We start from the raw sequence: 14,823 nt of genomic DNA, 5'->3' as shown, positions 1-14,823 counted from the left end.
CTCGTTGGACGGCGCCCGGGCGGTCGGCCGGGGCGCCTCAGACGGTGTGCCGACGGACGAGACGGGCCGTCACGGCGCCGAGCGCCAGGACGGCTGGGACGGTGAGCGCGAGCCAGACGGCGGTGGAGGTCTCACCGCCGATGAGGGTGGTGAAGTTGGCGAGGATCAGCCAGATGGCACCGGCGATACCGAGGGCGCCCAGCGCGGGTGCGATCAGGGTGTTCCAGGGCCGGGCGTCCAGCCGCTCCCGGCGGAAGAAGACGATCACGGAGACCGAGGTGAGGAAGTAGAGCAGCATGATGCCCAGCACCCCCACCCCGCTGAACCAGGAGAACAGGGTCAGCACCGGGTCCTTGCCGCTGACCGCGAACGGCACCACCAGCGCCAGCGCGATGAGGGTCTGTACGGCACCGGCCGCCCAGGGCGCGTGGCGGCGGTTGAGCGCGCTGAGCCGCGCGGGCAGCAGCCCTTCCCGGCCGAGTGAGAACAGATAGCGGTTGGCGGAGTTGTGGAAGGCGAGGACGCCCGCGAAGAGGGAGGTGGCGAGGAGGACCGGCAGCACATCGCCGGCCCAGGAGCCGAACCGGTCCGTGACGGGTGCGAAGACGAACACCGTGGAGTCGCCGCCCTCCAGTGCCTTCCCCGCGGCCTCGGTGGCCTTCGAGGGTCCGTAGGAGGAGACCAGCATCCATGAGGTGAAGGCGAAGAACCCGGTGACGACGGCGACCGACAGATAGGTGGCGCGTGGCACGGTGGTACGCGGTTCGCGGGCCTCCTCGCCGTAGATGGCGGTGGCCTCGAAGCCGAACATGGACGCCACCGCGAACATCAGCGCCACCCCGGGCGCGCCCTGGAGGACCGCGTCCGGTGAGAAGGACTCGGTGAACGCGAGCCCCTCGGGCCCGCCGCCCCGGAAGAAGGTGACCAGCCCGAAGACGAGCAGGATGCTGAACTCCGCCAGGACGAACACGGCGAGCACCTTGGCGCCCACCTCGATCCCGGTGGCGCCGAGTGCCTGTACGACGGCCATGGTGGCCAGCGACCACACCCACCACGGCTGGTCGACCCCGGTGTGGTGGGCCATCAGCACGCCCATGGTGGCGCCGTAGAGCCCGTACATGGCGGCCTGCACCGTGCAGTACGCGAACAGCGCGACCGCCGCGCTGCCGCTGCCCGCCGTCCGGCCGAGCCCCTTGCCGATGTAGGTGTAGAAGGCGCCGGCGTCCACGACGTGGCGCCCCATGGCGACGAAGCCGACCGAGAACAGCAGGATCACGGCGCCCGCCACGGCGTACGCGGCCGGGGCGCCGGGTCCGTTGCCCACCGCGATGGCGATGGGCACCGCACCCGCGATCCCGGTGAGCGGGGCCTGTGCGGAGAGGACGAAGAAGAGGATGCCCAGGACTCCGAGGGCGTTGGGCTTGAGCTGGGTGGTACGGGGGGTGTCCTGCACGGTCTCGCGTCGGGCGACCGTTTGACTGTCCACGCGGATCACCTGTCCGGGGAGAGGAACGAATTTTCGTTTTGAGCCAAACGAGTTGCCTCATGGTGGGCCGCTCGGACACGTTTGGCAAGGGGCCGGACCACCGGATCTCCCCCGGCGGACGTCCGTCAGGCGTCGTCGGCGGTGTCGGTGTGTGCGCCGGGCGCGGTGCCGGCCGTCAGCGCCCGCAACAGCGAGCGAAGCTCCGCCAGGGCGGCGTCGGTGTGCTCCGCCCCGCCCAGCACCAGCTGGTGCAGCACCAGGCCGTCCAGCGCCGCGAACACCAGCCGGGCCAGTGCGCGGTTCGCACCCTCGGGCAGCATCCGGGACAGCTCGCGCTGGGCCGCGTCGAAGTACTCCTCGTACAGGCCGCGGAGCTGGGGCAGCAGCTCGGGCCTGCGCCGGGACTCCAGCAGCAGCTCGTACTGGAACGCCTGGGCGTCCGGATCGCCGGTCACCATCGCGGACAGGCCGGTGGCGAAATCGGTGGCCCGGCCGGTCCCGGGTTCGACCGCGCTGACGCTGAGACTGGTGCGCACGGAGTGGGCCAGGGCCTGTTCGATCAGCGCGTCACGGGAACCGAAGTGGTGCACCACCAGCCCGTGGGTGACCCCGGCCTCCTCCGCCACCGCGCGGTAGGTGAGGTGGCGCAGCCCGCGCCGTGCCACCACCCGCACGGCGGCGGCCAGCAGCGCTTCGCGGCCCGCCCCATAGGACACCCGTCTGCGGGACGTGCCGCCACCGGCCGCGGCCCTGCCGCCGTTCGCGGCCGCCTCGCCGCTCCCGGCGGCTCCGGCGGATTCGGTCATGGCGGCGACCCTACCCGGCGGCCGTCCGGAACCGGACCGGTGGCGCCCCGGGAGGGTTCAGCCACGCCGGGGCGGGCGGATGCCGCGGAACTCCCAGTCCCCGCCGAGGGCGGTGGACAGCACCTCCTCCGACTCCGTGGGCTGGGCCCCGACGTCGGTGCGGATCGGGGTGGGCCCGGTCACGATGTGGTTGCTCAGCCTGCCCAGCCCCTCCACCTCGACCTCCACCACATCGCCGGGCCGCACCGGGCGCGAGCCCGCCGGGGTGCCGGAGAGCAGCACATCCCCGGGGTGGAGGGTGATGGTGCGGGCGATGTCGGCGACGAGGTAGTGCATGTCCCACTCCATCTCGTCGGTCGAACCGTCCTGCACCACCCGTCCGTTGACGTAGGTCCGCAGGTACTTGCCGCGGAAGTCCCAGTCGGTGACCAGCCCCGGGCCGAGCGGGCACAGCGTGTCCGAGCCCTTGACCCGCAGCATGGACCCGGCGTCGGTGTCCCGGAAGTCGTGCAGTCCGTAGTCGTTGGCCACGGTGTATCCGGCGATGTACGCGCCCGCCTCGTCCGGGGACACATTGCGGCAGGTCCGGCCGATGACGATGGCCACCTCGCCCTCGTAGTTGAGCCATGAGCAGCCCTCGGGGCGGACCACGGCGCCCCGATGGGCGTTGAGCGCCGAGGTGGGCTTGTGGAAGTAGGTGGGCGCGGAGGCCAGCTCGATCCGGAACTCCTCCACCCGGCTGCGGTGGTTGAGGTGGACGGCGATCACCTTGGTGGGCACCACGGGCGGCAGGTGGCGAGCGTCCTCCGCCTTGACCCTCCGGCCGTCCCCGGCGACCAGTTCCTCACCGTCGACGACGGCCTGGACGACGGCGCCGTCGAGCAGGATGCGGCGGTACTCAGGCATGGGCGGACTCCTGTGTCACGGTGCGGGGCGCGGTCCAGCCGGCGGCGGGACGGTCGAACCAGAGGTGGACCTGGCCGGTGCCGATGGAGTTCTCGTAGGCGCCGAACTGGCGGGCGGTTGCGGTGCAGTCCGTCCCGCCGAGGGCTCCGGCCATCATCAGGTAGTGGGAGAAGCGGGCCTCGGGCTTGTGGACGAGGAACTCCGGCATGGTGCGCAGCACCTCGTCGTGGCGGCCCTCCTTGAACCACGCGATGCGCTCTTCGTCGGCGGCGCGGGCCTCGGAGGTGAAGATGTGCGCGGGGTCGCTGGACTCGTGGTCACGCAGTTCGCGCAGCGGCCAGAAGGTGTGCGAGAGCGCACCGGACGCGATCAGCAGCACCCGGCGTCCGGGGGTGGCGGCGATACCGTCGGCCAGGGCCCGGCCGAGCCGGAGGTGGTCCTCTGTGTCACCGGTCTGGCAGACGCCGATGGACACCCAGCGCTTGTCCGCCAGACCCGCGCCGAGGAACGTCCAGAGGTTGACGGTCGCGTAATGGACCGGGAGCCAGGGGTCGTCGACGGCGGTGATCCAGGTGCCGTGCTGTCCGGCGAACCGGGCGACGTTGTGGGCGAGTTCGGGGTCGCCGGGGAAGTCGTAGGGCATCCGGCACATCCCACGCGGCAGTTCCTCTGAGGTGAACAGACCCGCCCGGCGCGACTGGGCGGTGACCACGAACTCCACGGTGGTGGCCCAGTGGGAGTCGAGCACCACCACGGTGTCGTAGTCATCGCGTTCGAACACCTCGCCGCGGAGCTGTTCGAGCCCGGTGACGAGGGTGATCTCCCGGCCCTCGTTCAGCCGCAGCCGGTCCTCCTTCGGGAGGACGATGGTCGGCACATGGGCGAGGAGTCCCGCCCCGGAGATCTCACCCATGGCTCTGCCATCCCTTCGGGGCGGTGACGGTGTTCTTGAGGTCGCAGTAGAAGTCGAAGCTCCAGGTGCCGCCCTCGCGGCCGATACCGGAGCTGCGGGAGCCGCCGAACGGCGCCTGGAGGTCGCGGACGAAGAAGCAGTTGACCCAGACGGTGCCCGCGACGAGCCGGCCGGCCACCCGCCCGGCGCGTTCCCGGTCGCCGGTGGCGACGGTGGCGGCGAGACCGAACCGGGTGTCGTTGGCGAGGGTGACGGCCTCCTCCTCGGTGTCGAAGGTCTGGAGGGTGAGCACCGGTCCGAACACCTCCTCCTGCACGATCTCGGAGTCCTGCGTGACGTCGGTGAGCAGCGTCGGCGCGTAGTACGGGCCGCCGGGTCCGGTGAGCGGGCCGCCGCCGACCACCGCGCGGGCCCCCGCATCCAGGGCGCGGCGGACGAAGCCGTCGATCTTCTCCAGCTGGCGGGCGTGGATGACGGGGCCGATGTCGGTGGCCTCGTCCCGGGGGTCGCCCTGGACGAGTGCGGCGGCCTTCTCGGTGAAGCGCCGGGTGAACTCCTCGGCCACCGGGGATTCGACGAGCAGCCGGGTGGCGGCGAGACACACCTGCCCGGCGTTGTCGTACTGCTCCACGGCCAGGTCCACGGCCAGGTCGAGATCGGCGTCGGCGAACACCAGCAGCGGCGACTTGCCGCCCAGTTCCAGGCTGAGCGGGGTGAGATGCGCGGCGGCGGCCCGTGCGATGTGCCCGGCGGTGGGCACCGAGCCGGTGAAACTGATGCGGCGCACCCCGGGGTCGGAGACCAGGGCACTGCCCGCCTCGGCCCCGAAGCCCTGGAGGACGTTGAGCACACCGGGCGGCAGCCCGGCCTCGGCGGCGATGTCGGCGAGCAGCGAGGCGGTCAGCGGGGACCATTCGGCGGGTTTGAGGACCACCGTGTTCCCGGCGGCGAGGGCCGGGGCGACCTTCCAGGTGGCCAGCATCAGCGGCGCGTTCCAGGGGGTGATGAGCGCGCAGGGCCCGGCCGGGTCCCAGGTGATGTGGTTGGTGTGGCCGCGGGTGGTGAAGTCCTCGTGCTCCCCGTCCAGTTTCAGCAGCCAGTCGGCGAAGAAGCGGAAGTTGTGGGCGACCCGGGGCATCACTCCGCGGCGGTGGGAGCGCAGCAGCGCGCCGTTGTCGGCGGTTTCGACGGCCGCGAGGTCCTCCAGCCGCTTCTCCACGCCGTCGGCGATGGCGTGCAGCACCCGCGCCCGCTCGGTGTGCGGGGTCGCGGCCCAGGCGGGGAAGGCGTCGCGGGCGGCGGCCACCGCCGCCGCGGCCTCGGTGGCGCCGCCCCGGGCGATCTCGGCGAGGGCGGTGCCATCGACAGGAGAGACATCGGTGAAGGTGTCCGGGGAGGCGACACGCCGGCCGCCGATCCAGTGCCGGGTGTCGACGGGGATTCCGGCGACGGTGGTCCGGTGGGTCATCCTGCGCTCCGTGTGACGAGGGGGTCGGGTCGTCCGGCTCATGCCGAGGGCGGTCGGGACGCGCCCGAGGTGCCGGACTCCAGCAGGCGGCCGCCGTCCCAGACGACGCCGACCTGCCGGTAGTACGCGGCGATCGGTTCATGGATCTCCAGCCGCGCCAGTTCCTCGGTGGGCGCCTCGAAGAGCTCGAGCTCGGCGTCACCGGTCCATGCCTGACCGGCTTCGAACGCGGCCGCGCCGGTGGCGATCAGCTCGTCCAGGGCCAGTCCCCCGCCCTTCTCGATGGAGGGCAGCCAGCGGTGGTGGGCCATGGGGTGGCCGTTGACGAAGCCACCGGTCTCGGAGGGTTCGCGCAGCGTCAGCACCGCCTGGGCCAGCCGGCGGTCCGCGGCGGCCAGGGTGGCGCCGAAGCGGGCGCCGGCGGCGATCCGGGGCGCCGGACCGTAGGGGTGGGGGCGGGTCAGGTGCACCGAGCCCAGCTTCTTGGGGTAGCCCTGGTGCAGTCCGCGGGCGATGGCGAAGTCCTTGTCGACCCAGATGTAGACGCAGCGGGAGTAGATCTGTCCGCGGTAGGCGCAGCGGACCACCGCGAACACCTCCTTGTACTGGGCGCGCACCGGGTCCAGCAGCTCCTCCCCGGTGGCCGAACACGACTGCCAGTCGGCCCAGATCAGCGCGACCGCGCCGGGGTCCTCCTCGGCGAGCTCCAGCGGACCGGGCAGCAGCTCCCGCACCCGCGCGGGGTCGGTGCGGTACTCGACGGTGAGCAGGTCGCCGGAGTAGTGCCAGGGCGGTGAGGGAATGAGGGACGACGCTCCGGTCGCCGTCTTGGGATGGAAGTAGCCGCGGAGGCCGGACATGGCGTGGCTCCTCAGACAGTGGCGGGAGTGGGGGCGGGGGCGGTGAGGGCGGGCTGCTGGAGCAGCCGGGCGCGGTGGCGGGCGGCCAGGGCGACGGCGCCGCGGCCGCCGAGCGCGACCACTCCGGTCAGCCGTCCGTCCGCGGTGTGGTAGCCGGCCACCACATCGCCCGCGAGGTCGCCGTCGAGGATCCGGATGTCGGCGGTGCCGAGTCCGGGGACGCCGAAGGACTGGAGCCGGAAGTCGTGCTGATCGCTCCAGAAGGTGGGGAGCGGCGCGAACGGCGCGGGGTCGCGTTCGGCTCCGGTGAGGGCCGCCACCAGGCTCCTGGCGGCGCATCTGGCGGTGTCGCCGGGGATGGACCAGTGCTCGACCCGGCGCGCCACCGTGTCGTAGCGGGCGTTGGGGAAACGGGCCGCGTCACCCACCGCGACCACCTCCGGTACGGCCTCCCCGTGTGCCACCACGCGCAGGTGCGCGTCGGTCAGCACCCCGTCGGACAGGTCGAGTCCATTGCCCTCCAGCCATCCGGTGCCGGGGACCGAGCCGATGGCCTCGACCACCACGTCGGCGGGCAGCACCGAGCCGTCCGCCAGCAGCACACCGCTGATCCGCCGCGCGCCTTCGAGGCCGGTGACGCCGCGGCCCAGCGCGAAGCGCACCCCGCGCAGCTCATGGCGGCGGAGCAGTTCACGGGCGAGGGGCGCGCCGAGCGGGCGGAGCATCGGCAGCGGTTCGGGGTCGACCACGGTCACCTCGGCGACCCCCAGTCCGGCCGCGGTGGCGGCCACCTCGCAGCCGATGAACCCGGCGCCGATCACGACCACGCGCGCGCCGGGAGACAGCTCCTCCCGCAGACCGCGGGCGTCGTCGAGGGTGCGTACGGTGTGGCGGCCGCTGCCGGGGCCGGAGGGGCCCGCGCAGCGCAGCCGCCGGGGTCGGGTACCGGTGGCGACCACCAGTCCCTCGTAGCCGAACCGCTCGCCGCCGTCCAGTTCGAGGACCCGCTCGGTGAGCCGGGCGCCGGTCACGGTGGTGTTCAGCCGCCACATCACATCGGCGGCGCTCGCGCGCGGAGTGAGGGCGAGGGAGGCGAAGGGGGTCTCGCCGGCCAGCGCCTCCTTGGAGAGGGGCGGCCGGTTGTAGGGCATATGGGGTTCGTCGCCGAACACGGTGATCTCTCCGGCCCAGCCCGCGGCGCGCAGTTGTTCGGCGGCGCGCAGTCCGCCCATGGAGGCACCGGCGACGGCGATGCGGCCGGTCACGGGGTGGTGTCCTCGACCCGGATGGCCTGGAGCGGACAGACGTCGGCCGCGTCCTCGACATCGGTGCGCAGCGCCTCGTCCGGCTCGCTCACGAACACCAGATGTCCCGCGTCGTCGAGCTGGAAGACATCGGGGGCGGCGAAGACGCACTGGCCGTGGTCCTGGCATTTGTTCATGTCGACGACGACCTTCATGGCCGGTTCCTCCTGGAGGTGAGGGCGTCCGGGGAGTGCGGGGAGAAAGGGGCCCGGCACGGTGGCCGGGCCCCGGCCACAAGGGGCGCGGAACGCATCCCTTGACTCGTTTGGCTTCAAACAAGATAGGCAGCCATCGGACCCTGGTCAATGCCTATCCAGATGGATAAATATGTGGCCCGACCCCCTTGCGGGGCGAGACCTCCCTCCATAACGTTTGGCGTCAAATGAACGCCCCCCAGGTATCCGAACCGCCCGAGGAGGCATCGGTGACCGCCCACGACCCCGCGCATATCCGCCACCACATGGACCGGCTCGCCACCGAGGGCATCGACGTGGTCCGGGTGTCCTTCCCCGATCTCATCGGGATCGACCGGTCCCGCGACGTCCTGCTGGAGCACCTCCCGTCCGCCTGCGCACACGGACTGGCCTTCTGCCGCGCCGTCTACCACACCAGCCCCCAGGGGGACGTGGTCCCGGTCGCGGGCGGCCTCGACGCGGGACTGCCCGATGTGGTCGTCACCCCCGATCTGGACACCCTGGTCACCCTGCCGTGGGAGCCCGGGGTCGCCTGGTGCCTCGGTGACACCGCCGATCCGGCGACCGGCGCACCGGCGCCCGAATCACCGCGCGATCTGCTGCGCTCCGTCCTCGCCCGCTGCGCCGAGGCCGGGCTGCACCCGGTCGTCGGCCCCGAGCTGGAGTACTTCCTGCTCGAACCGGACCCGGCCGCGCCGTCCGGCTGGCGGCGCCACTCGGAGGTCCCCGGCGCCGTGTACACCGCGGGACTGCGCGCCGACCCCGGCAACCATCTGCTGCGCACCCTGCGGCAACTGCGCGACCTCGGCATCGGGGTGGTCACCGGCAACCACGAGTTCGACGGCGGCCAGTACGAGATCAACCTGATCCACTCCGCCTGTCTGGACGCCGCCGACCGCGCCTTCCGCTTCAAGTCGGCCGTCAAGGAACTGGCCCGCAAGGACGGCAAACTGGCCACCTTCATGGCCAAACCGCGCAATGACGCGGGCGGCTCCGGCTTCCACCTCCACCTGTCCTGTGAGACCCCCGAGGGCCACAACGCCTTCGCCGACACCGGTGCCCCCTTCGGCCTCTCCGACACCGCGCGCCACGCCGTCGCGGGCATCCTCGCCCACGCCCCGGCGCTGGCCGCGCTGCACAACCCGACCGTCAACTCCTACAAGCGCTTCGGGCCCGACACCCTCGCTCCCTGGCTCATCGACTGGGGTCTGGACAACCGCAGCGCCATGGTCCGCATACCGCCCGAGCGCGGCGCCGGCACCCGTCTCGAACTGCGCCTCGGCGACGCGGGAGCCAACCCCTACCTCGCCATCGCGTCGGTGTGCGCCGCCGCGCTGCTCGGCATCCGGGACGCCGCGGAGCCACCCGCCCCGCTCGAGGGCTACGGCTACGACCCCGGGAAGTCCGCACAGCTGCCGCGGACCCTGGGCGCGGCGCTGGACGCCCTGGAGGCCGACGAGGCCCTGACCGAAGTCCTCGGCAAGGACTTCACCGCCTCCTTCCTCTCCTACAAACGCGATGAGGTCCAGCGCTTCGAACGCCATGTCACCGACTGGGAGTTCACCGAGTACGCCTACCACCTCTGACGGCCGCGCCGAGCCCGGCCGTGACGACCCCGCCCGCGAAGGAGCCAGCGTGACCTCCCCCGCCACCGCCCGCACCGGGGTTCCCGAACCCCTCCCGCTCGACGAGGTGGACCTGACCGACCTCGACAGCTTCCGCGACGGGATCACCCCCTGGCGGATGTTCCACACCCTGCGCCACCAGGACCCGGTCCACTGGCAGCCCGAGGCCGCGCCCCACCACGGCTTCTGGGCCGTGACCCGGCACGAGGACATCGTCCGGGTCGACCGCGACCCCGGGACGTTCACCTCCACCCGGTTCGTCAACCTGGAGGAGGTGGACGAGGACCAGATCGCCCGCCGCGCCTCCATCCTCGAACTGGACGGGCTGCGCCACCAGGCGCTGCGCAGGCTGCTCCAGCGCCAGTTCGGCGCCGGGGTCATCAACACCTACACCGACTTCCTGCGCGGACTCACCGCCAAGACCCTGGACGCGGCCCTGGTCAGGGGAGGTTTCGACTTCGTCCGGGAGGTGTCAGCGGACTTCCCCATCAATGTGCTCGCCCGTCTCCTCGATGTCCCCGAGGGCGACACCCAGCAGCTCATCGACTGGGGCAACCGCATCATCGGCAACACCGACCCCGACTACGCCGACGTCCTGCTCGACAGCGCGGAGAGCGAGGACTACCGCGATCTGCCGTTCCGCTCCCCCGCCTCCCTCGAAGTGTTCGCCTACGGCCGGGAACTGGCCCGCCGGCGGCGTGGCGGCAACGGCACCGACCTGGTGTCCCGGCTGGTCAACGAGACCCCACGGGACGGCGTACCGCTCTCCGGGCAGGACTTCGACAACTACTTCCTGCTGCTGGTGGTCGCGGGCAACGAGACCACCCGCCACGCCATCACCCACTCCATGCTCGCGCTGATCCAGAACCCGGACCAGCTCGAACTGCTGCGCCGTGACCCGTCCCTGATCCCGGGCGCCGTCGAGGAGTTCCTGCGCTGGGCCTCCCCCGTCTATCACTTCCGCCGCACCGCGACGCGCGATGTGGAGCTGGGCGGCAAGCACATCAAGGAGGGTGACAAGGTCGTCATGTGGTACGGCTCGGGCAACCGTGACGAGGCCGTCTTCCCCGATCCGTACCGCTTCGACGTCACCCGGACCTCCAACGACCATGTCACCTTCGGCAAGGGCAGCCCCCATCTCTGCCTGGGCAATCTGCTGGCCCGTACCGAGATGCGCATCATGTTCGAGGAGCTGATCCCGCGCATCGCCGACATCCGGCTGACCGGTGAGGTGCCCCGGGTGCGCTCCAACTTCGTCAACGGCATCAAGCACCTGCCGGTCGAGGTGGTCACCACCTGACGGTCCGGCGGGCGGCGGAATTCGGCTCTCGGCCGAGAAGATCCGCCACCGGTGAACGGGCGGCCTGCGGCCGGAGCCGGGCGGGAAGACTGAGGGGCATGGACTTCACCGCGCAGTTCCACCGTGAGATCACGGACTTCGAGGCCGCCGCCCGCCGGACCGCCGACGGAAGTGACGCACCACTGGTCCCGTCCTGTCCCGGCTGGTCGATGTCCGACCTGGTGTTCCACCTGGGCGCGGTCCACCGCTATGTCGCCCACACCGTGCGCGAGCGGCTCACGGAGGCACCGGACACCTCGGACCTCTCCCTGTTCCAGCCGCCGGAGGACCGTGAGGGCTGGCCCGCGCCCGAGGGCGGACCGCATCTCGGACCGGTTCCGCTCAGTCTCCTCGACTGGTTCGCCGAGGGGGCCGCCGCGCTGGACTCCCTGTTCCGGACCGTCGATCCGGACGAGCCGGCGTGGACCTGGTCCACGGAGCAGACGGCCGGGTTCTGGCTGCGGATCCAGACCATCGAGGCGGCCCTGCACCGCTGGGACGCCGAACGCGCCGCCTCCCTGCCGCCCCGGCCGATGGCCGCCGCGCTGGCGGTCGACGCGATCCCCCACACCTTCGAGGTGATGGCACCGGCCCGGCGCCGCTGGAAGCAGGCGCCACCCGGCGCGGGCGAACACTTCCGGTTCCGCCGCGCCGACGGCCCGGAGGTCTGGTCGGTCCGCTTCGACGGCCCCGATGTCCGGCTCACCGCGCACACCGACTCCGGCGCCCCGGAAGAACCGTGTGATGTGGAGCTGACCGGCACGGCCTCGGAGCTGATGCTCTTCCTCTGGCAGCGTCTGCCCGCGGACCGGCTCACCTCCGTGCGGGGCGACCGCGCCGTGCTCGACCGGTATTTCACCCTCGTGCCACCGGTCTGAGCCCGCCGTCCGGCCGTCGCGGGGTGCGACGATGACCCACGGACCGGGCGACCGGCCACCCGGGAGGCGAACCGCCCGACAGCGACGAGGAGCCCGTATGAGGAGCGCAGATCTGCTGGCCGACGCCTTCGACCGGGTGTCCGAGACCGTACACGAGGCCGTGGACGGCCTCGGCGAGGAGGAGCTCACCGTACGGCTCGACGCCGGGGCCAACTCCATCGCCTGGCTGGTGTGGCATCTGACCCGCATTCAGGACGACCACATCGCCGGCGCGGCGGGCACCGAGCAGTTGTGGACCTCGGACGGCTGGTACGAGCGGTTCGGGCTGCCGTTCCCCCCGGCGGCCACCGGTTTCGGCCACCGCGCCAAGGACGTGGCGGCGGTCCGCGCGGACGCCGAACTGCTCACCGGGTACCACGACGCCGTGCACGAGAACACCCTGGCCTACGTACGCGGGCTCCGGGACACCGAACTCGACCGGATCGTGGACGAGGCGTGGACCCCGGCGGTGACCCTCGGCGTCCGGCTGGTGAGCGTCATCGCCGACGATCTGCAGCACGCCGGGCAGGCGGCCTTCGTGCGCGGGGCGCTGCTGCGGCGTTAGGGAGCGAGACCGGCGGCCGGGGGCGTCAGGGCGCGTACTGCGCGATCCCGTGGCCGAAGGACCAGTCGACGGACTCGTTCTCGGTGACCGTGATGAACACGTTCCGCGGCGCGGTCCCCGCGTACTCCTCGGCCAGTTCGGCGATCCGCCGGTAGAGCGCCCGCTTCCGCTCGGCCGGGCGCCCGGAGCGCATGGTGATGGCGATGAACACGATGCCGTCGTCGCGGCGCACCCCGAGGTAGTCGTCGTAGACCAGAGTGCCGCTGATGCCGTCGTGGCCGGTCAGGATCTGGAACCGGTCGTCGGGCGGAAAGCCGATCGTCTCCACGAGGGCGTCGTGCACGGCGCGGCCGAGCGCGTCCAGCCGCTCGCGGTCGGCCTTCAGCGCGTCGATGCGGACCAGGGGCATGACAGGGTTCTCCTTCGTCGTCGCGGCCTCAAGGAGCTGTACATACTAGTAGGTACAATTGCGGTGCACCAGACCGGTTGACATGCAGGTAATCGCCTGCATAACGTGAGGTGTGAGTACGGAGATGGACAAGGTCTTCAAGGCGCTGGCCGATCAGACCCGGCGCTACCTGCTGGACCGGCTGCGCGAGCAGAACGGGCAGACGCTGGGCGAGCTGTGCCGCCGGCTGGAGATGACCCGTCAGTCCGCCACCCAGCACCTGGCCGTGCTCGAAGCCGCCCACCTCGTCACGACGGTCCGGCGCGGGCGCGAGAAGCTCCACTACCTCAACCCCGTCCCCCTCCAGGAGGTCCAGGAGCGGTGGATCGACCGGTTCGAGCGCCCGCGGCTGCGCGCGCTGAGCGCGGTGAGACGACAAGCGGAGGAAGCGATGACCGGGAAGCCGACGTTCGTGTACGTCATCTACATCGAGTCCACACCGGAGAAGGTGTGGCAGGCGCTGACCGACGCCGATCTGACCGCCGCGTACTGGGGCCACAGCAATGTGTCCGACTGGCGCGCCGGTTCCCCCTGGGAGCACCGGCGGACGGACGGTTCGGGCATCGCCGACGTGGTCGGCACGGTCGAGGAGAGCGTGCCGCCGACGCGGCTGGTGACCACCTGGGCCGCACCCGGGGAGGAACCGGCCGGCGGCCCCTCGCGGGTCACCTTCGACATCCAGCCGTACGACGGGATCGTCCGGCTGACCGTGACCCACGAGAACCTGGCGGACGAGGCCGAGCGGGAGGCGGCGGCCGGTGGCTGGGCGGCGGTGCTGTCCAACCTGAAGTCCCTGCTGGAGACGGGAAGTCCGCTGTCCCGGCAGCCGTGGCTGATGAACGGCTGACCGGCTGCCGCCGGGTGCGGGGCAGTCAGGACGGGTCCTCCGGCGCGGTGGCGGGATTCGCGGCCGTGCCCTCGGTGCTCAGCAGTACGAGGGTGGCCGAGCTTCCGAGTCCGAGCGCGGCACGGCGCTCACCGGCGTCCGCCCCGGTGAGGGCGGCCCGCACCCCGGCCAGTGAGGCGGCGCCGCACGGGCCCGAGGAGAGCCCGAGGGCGGCGAGGTCGGACGCGGCGCGGGCGCTGTCGGCGTCGGTCACGGCGACCGCCGCGTCCAGCCCCTCGCGCAGTGACGGCCAGGCGAGGCTGGAGGGAGTGCCGCAGTTCAGACCCGCCATGGCGGTTTCGCCGGTCTCCACGGTCACCGGCTCCCCGCCCACCAGGCTCGCCAGCACACAGGCCGCGGCCACCGGTTCCACGGCCAGTACGGCGGGAGCGGGCCCGGTGGGCCGGCTCCGGTAGTGCGTGACGGCGGCCTGGGCGAGCGAGCCCACACCCACCGGTACGGCGAGGAGACCGGGCGCCTCGGCACCCGCGGCGCGCAGTTGTCCGTCGATCTCGTGGAACAGGGTGGCGTAGCCCTCGACGATCCAGCCCGGGATCTCCTCGTAGCCGGGCCAGGCGGTGTCCTGGACCAGCACGGCCGGGGGCTCGGCGGCGGCCCCGGCCGCGCGGCGCACCGCCGCGTCGTACGGCCCGTCCACCCGGGTCACCCGCGCGCCCTCGGCCTCGATGGCGGCCACCGCCCCGGGGTGCACCCCGCGCGGTACGAAGACATGGGCGGGCCGGCCGGCCAGCCGCGCCATCCGGGCCACCGCCCGGCCGTGGTTGCCGTCCGTGGCGGTCACCAGCAGTACGGGGTCCCCGGGCGCCCGCTCCGAAAGGATCCGGTGGACCGCCCAGGAGGCGCCGAGCGCCTTGAACGCCGGCAGCCCGAAGCGGCACGACTCGTCCTTGACGAACACCCGGCCGACGCCCAACTCATCGGCGAGTTCCGGCAGTTCCCTGAGCGGGGTGGGTGCGTGGCCGGGCTGTCCGGCGTGGAAGCGGCGTACCGCCTCCGGGGCGGGCGAACACCGCCAGGACCGGGCGGCGGGGCGGGCGAACCAGGCAGCGGGCCGAGTGGCAGGTGTCGTGTGCACCCGACCACCG

Annotated in this window: 15 protein-coding genes; 5 read left to right on the top strand and 10 right to left on the bottom strand. The window is 72.2% G+C overall.

Features of this window, described 5'->3' with window-relative positions; translation table 11 throughout:
- Positions 1-37: 37 nt before the first annotated feature.
- The 8 genes from AC07FT_RS08765 to AC07FT_RS08730 form a co-directional block, all read right to left on the bottom strand.
- The gene (locus AC07FT_RS08765) at positions 38-1,486 is read right to left on the bottom strand and encodes an APC family permease (protein WP_479175117.1); all 1,449 of its coding nucleotides are present in this window, start codon (positions 1,484-1,486) and stop codon (positions 38-40) included.
- Positions 1,487-1,611: 125 nt separating this feature from the next.
- Entirely contained in the window at positions 1,612-2,292 is a 681-nt protein-coding gene (locus AC07FT_RS08760) for a TetR/AcrR family transcriptional regulator (RefSeq protein ID WP_479175115.1), read from the bottom strand.
- 57 nt (positions 2,293-2,349) lie between these two features.
- Positions 2,350-3,198, bottom strand: a complete 849-nt coding sequence (locus AC07FT_RS08755; RefSeq protein ID WP_479175113.1) for a fumarylacetoacetate hydrolase family protein — start codon at positions 3,196-3,198, stop codon at positions 2,350-2,352.
- Positions 3,191-4,111 (bottom strand): 3,4-dihydroxyphenylacetate 2,3-dioxygenase, encoded by a 921-nt coding sequence (locus AC07FT_RS08750; RefSeq protein WP_479175111.1) that lies wholly within the window; start codon positions 4,109-4,111, stop codon positions 3,191-3,193. The genes AC07FT_RS08755 and AC07FT_RS08750 overlap by 8 nt, the downstream gene beginning before the upstream one ends.
- Positions 4,104-5,579, bottom strand: a complete 1,476-nt coding sequence (locus tag AC07FT_RS08745) for an aldehyde dehydrogenase (RefSeq protein ID WP_479175109.1) — start codon at positions 5,577-5,579, stop codon at positions 4,104-4,106. The genes AC07FT_RS08750 and AC07FT_RS08745 overlap by 8 nt, the downstream gene beginning before the upstream one ends.
- Before the next feature lie 38 nt (positions 5,580-5,617).
- Positions 5,618-6,439 (bottom strand): acetoacetate decarboxylase family protein, encoded by an 822-nt coding sequence (locus AC07FT_RS08740; RefSeq protein WP_479175107.1) that lies wholly within the window; start codon positions 6,437-6,439, stop codon positions 5,618-5,620.
- Between the two features lie 11 nt (positions 6,440-6,450).
- Entirely contained in the window at positions 6,451-7,704 is a 1,254-nt protein-coding gene (locus AC07FT_RS08735) for an NAD(P)/FAD-dependent oxidoreductase (protein WP_479175105.1), read from the bottom strand.
- Positions 7,701-7,898 carry a ferredoxin gene (locus AC07FT_RS08730; RefSeq protein WP_254746796.1) on the bottom strand — a complete coding sequence of 66 codons (198 nt, stop codon included), beginning with the start codon at positions 7,896-7,898 and terminating at the stop codon, positions 7,701-7,703. The genes AC07FT_RS08735 and AC07FT_RS08730 overlap by 4 nt, the downstream gene beginning before the upstream one ends.
- 305 nt (positions 7,899-8,203) lie before the next feature.
- Here AC07FT_RS08730 and AC07FT_RS08725 point away from each other — a divergent pair, with 305 nt between their 5' ends.
- From AC07FT_RS08725 to AC07FT_RS08710, 4 genes are all read left to right on the top strand, one after another.
- A complete protein-coding gene (locus AC07FT_RS08725) occupies positions 8,204-9,523 on the top strand; it encodes a glutamine synthetase family protein (RefSeq protein ID WP_479175227.1) in 1,320 nt (439 codons plus the stop codon).
- Positions 9,524-9,572: 49 nt separating this feature from the next.
- On the top strand, positions 9,573-10,862 hold the full coding sequence (locus tag AC07FT_RS08720; protein ID WP_479175103.1) for a cytochrome P450: 1,290 nt from the start codon (positions 9,573-9,575) through the stop codon (positions 10,860-10,862).
- 98 nt (positions 10,863-10,960) lie between these two features.
- A complete protein-coding gene (locus AC07FT_RS08715) occupies positions 10,961-11,779 on the top strand; it encodes a maleylpyruvate isomerase family mycothiol-dependent enzyme (protein WP_479175101.1) in 819 nt (272 codons plus the stop codon).
- A gap of 97 nt (positions 11,780-11,876) precedes the next feature.
- Positions 11,877-12,383, top strand: a complete 507-nt coding sequence (locus AC07FT_RS08710) for a mycothiol transferase (RefSeq protein ID WP_479175099.1) — start codon at positions 11,877-11,879, stop codon at positions 12,381-12,383.
- A gap of 25 nt (positions 12,384-12,408) precedes the next feature.
- On the opposite strand, the gene AC07FT_RS08705 is transcribed toward AC07FT_RS08710, so the two are convergent.
- Complete coding sequence (locus AC07FT_RS08705; protein ID WP_254746786.1) at positions 12,409-12,792, bottom strand: tautomerase family protein; 384 nt, start codon at positions 12,790-12,792, stop codon at positions 12,409-12,411.
- A gap of 124 nt (positions 12,793-12,916) precedes the next feature.
- On the opposite strand from AC07FT_RS08705, the gene AC07FT_RS08700 reads away from it, so the two are divergent.
- Positions 12,917-13,678, top strand: a complete 762-nt coding sequence (locus AC07FT_RS08700) for an ArsR/SmtB family transcription factor (protein ID WP_479175225.1) — start codon at positions 12,917-12,919, stop codon at positions 13,676-13,678.
- A 25-nt stretch (positions 13,679-13,703) separates the two neighbouring features.
- Here the strand turns inward: AC07FT_RS08700 and AC07FT_RS08695 are convergent, their stop codons facing one another.
- Complete coding sequence (locus AC07FT_RS08695; RefSeq protein ID WP_479175098.1) at positions 13,704-14,813, bottom strand: diaminopropionate ammonia-lyase; 1,110 nt, start codon at positions 14,811-14,813, stop codon at positions 13,704-13,706.
- Positions 14,814-14,823: the final 10 nt, after the last annotated feature.

The organism is Streptomyces sp. NPDC045899 (assembly GCF_056431485.1).
Note: the sequence above shows the minus strand (reverse complement) of the source record. Positions and strands in the feature narration are given on the sequence as shown.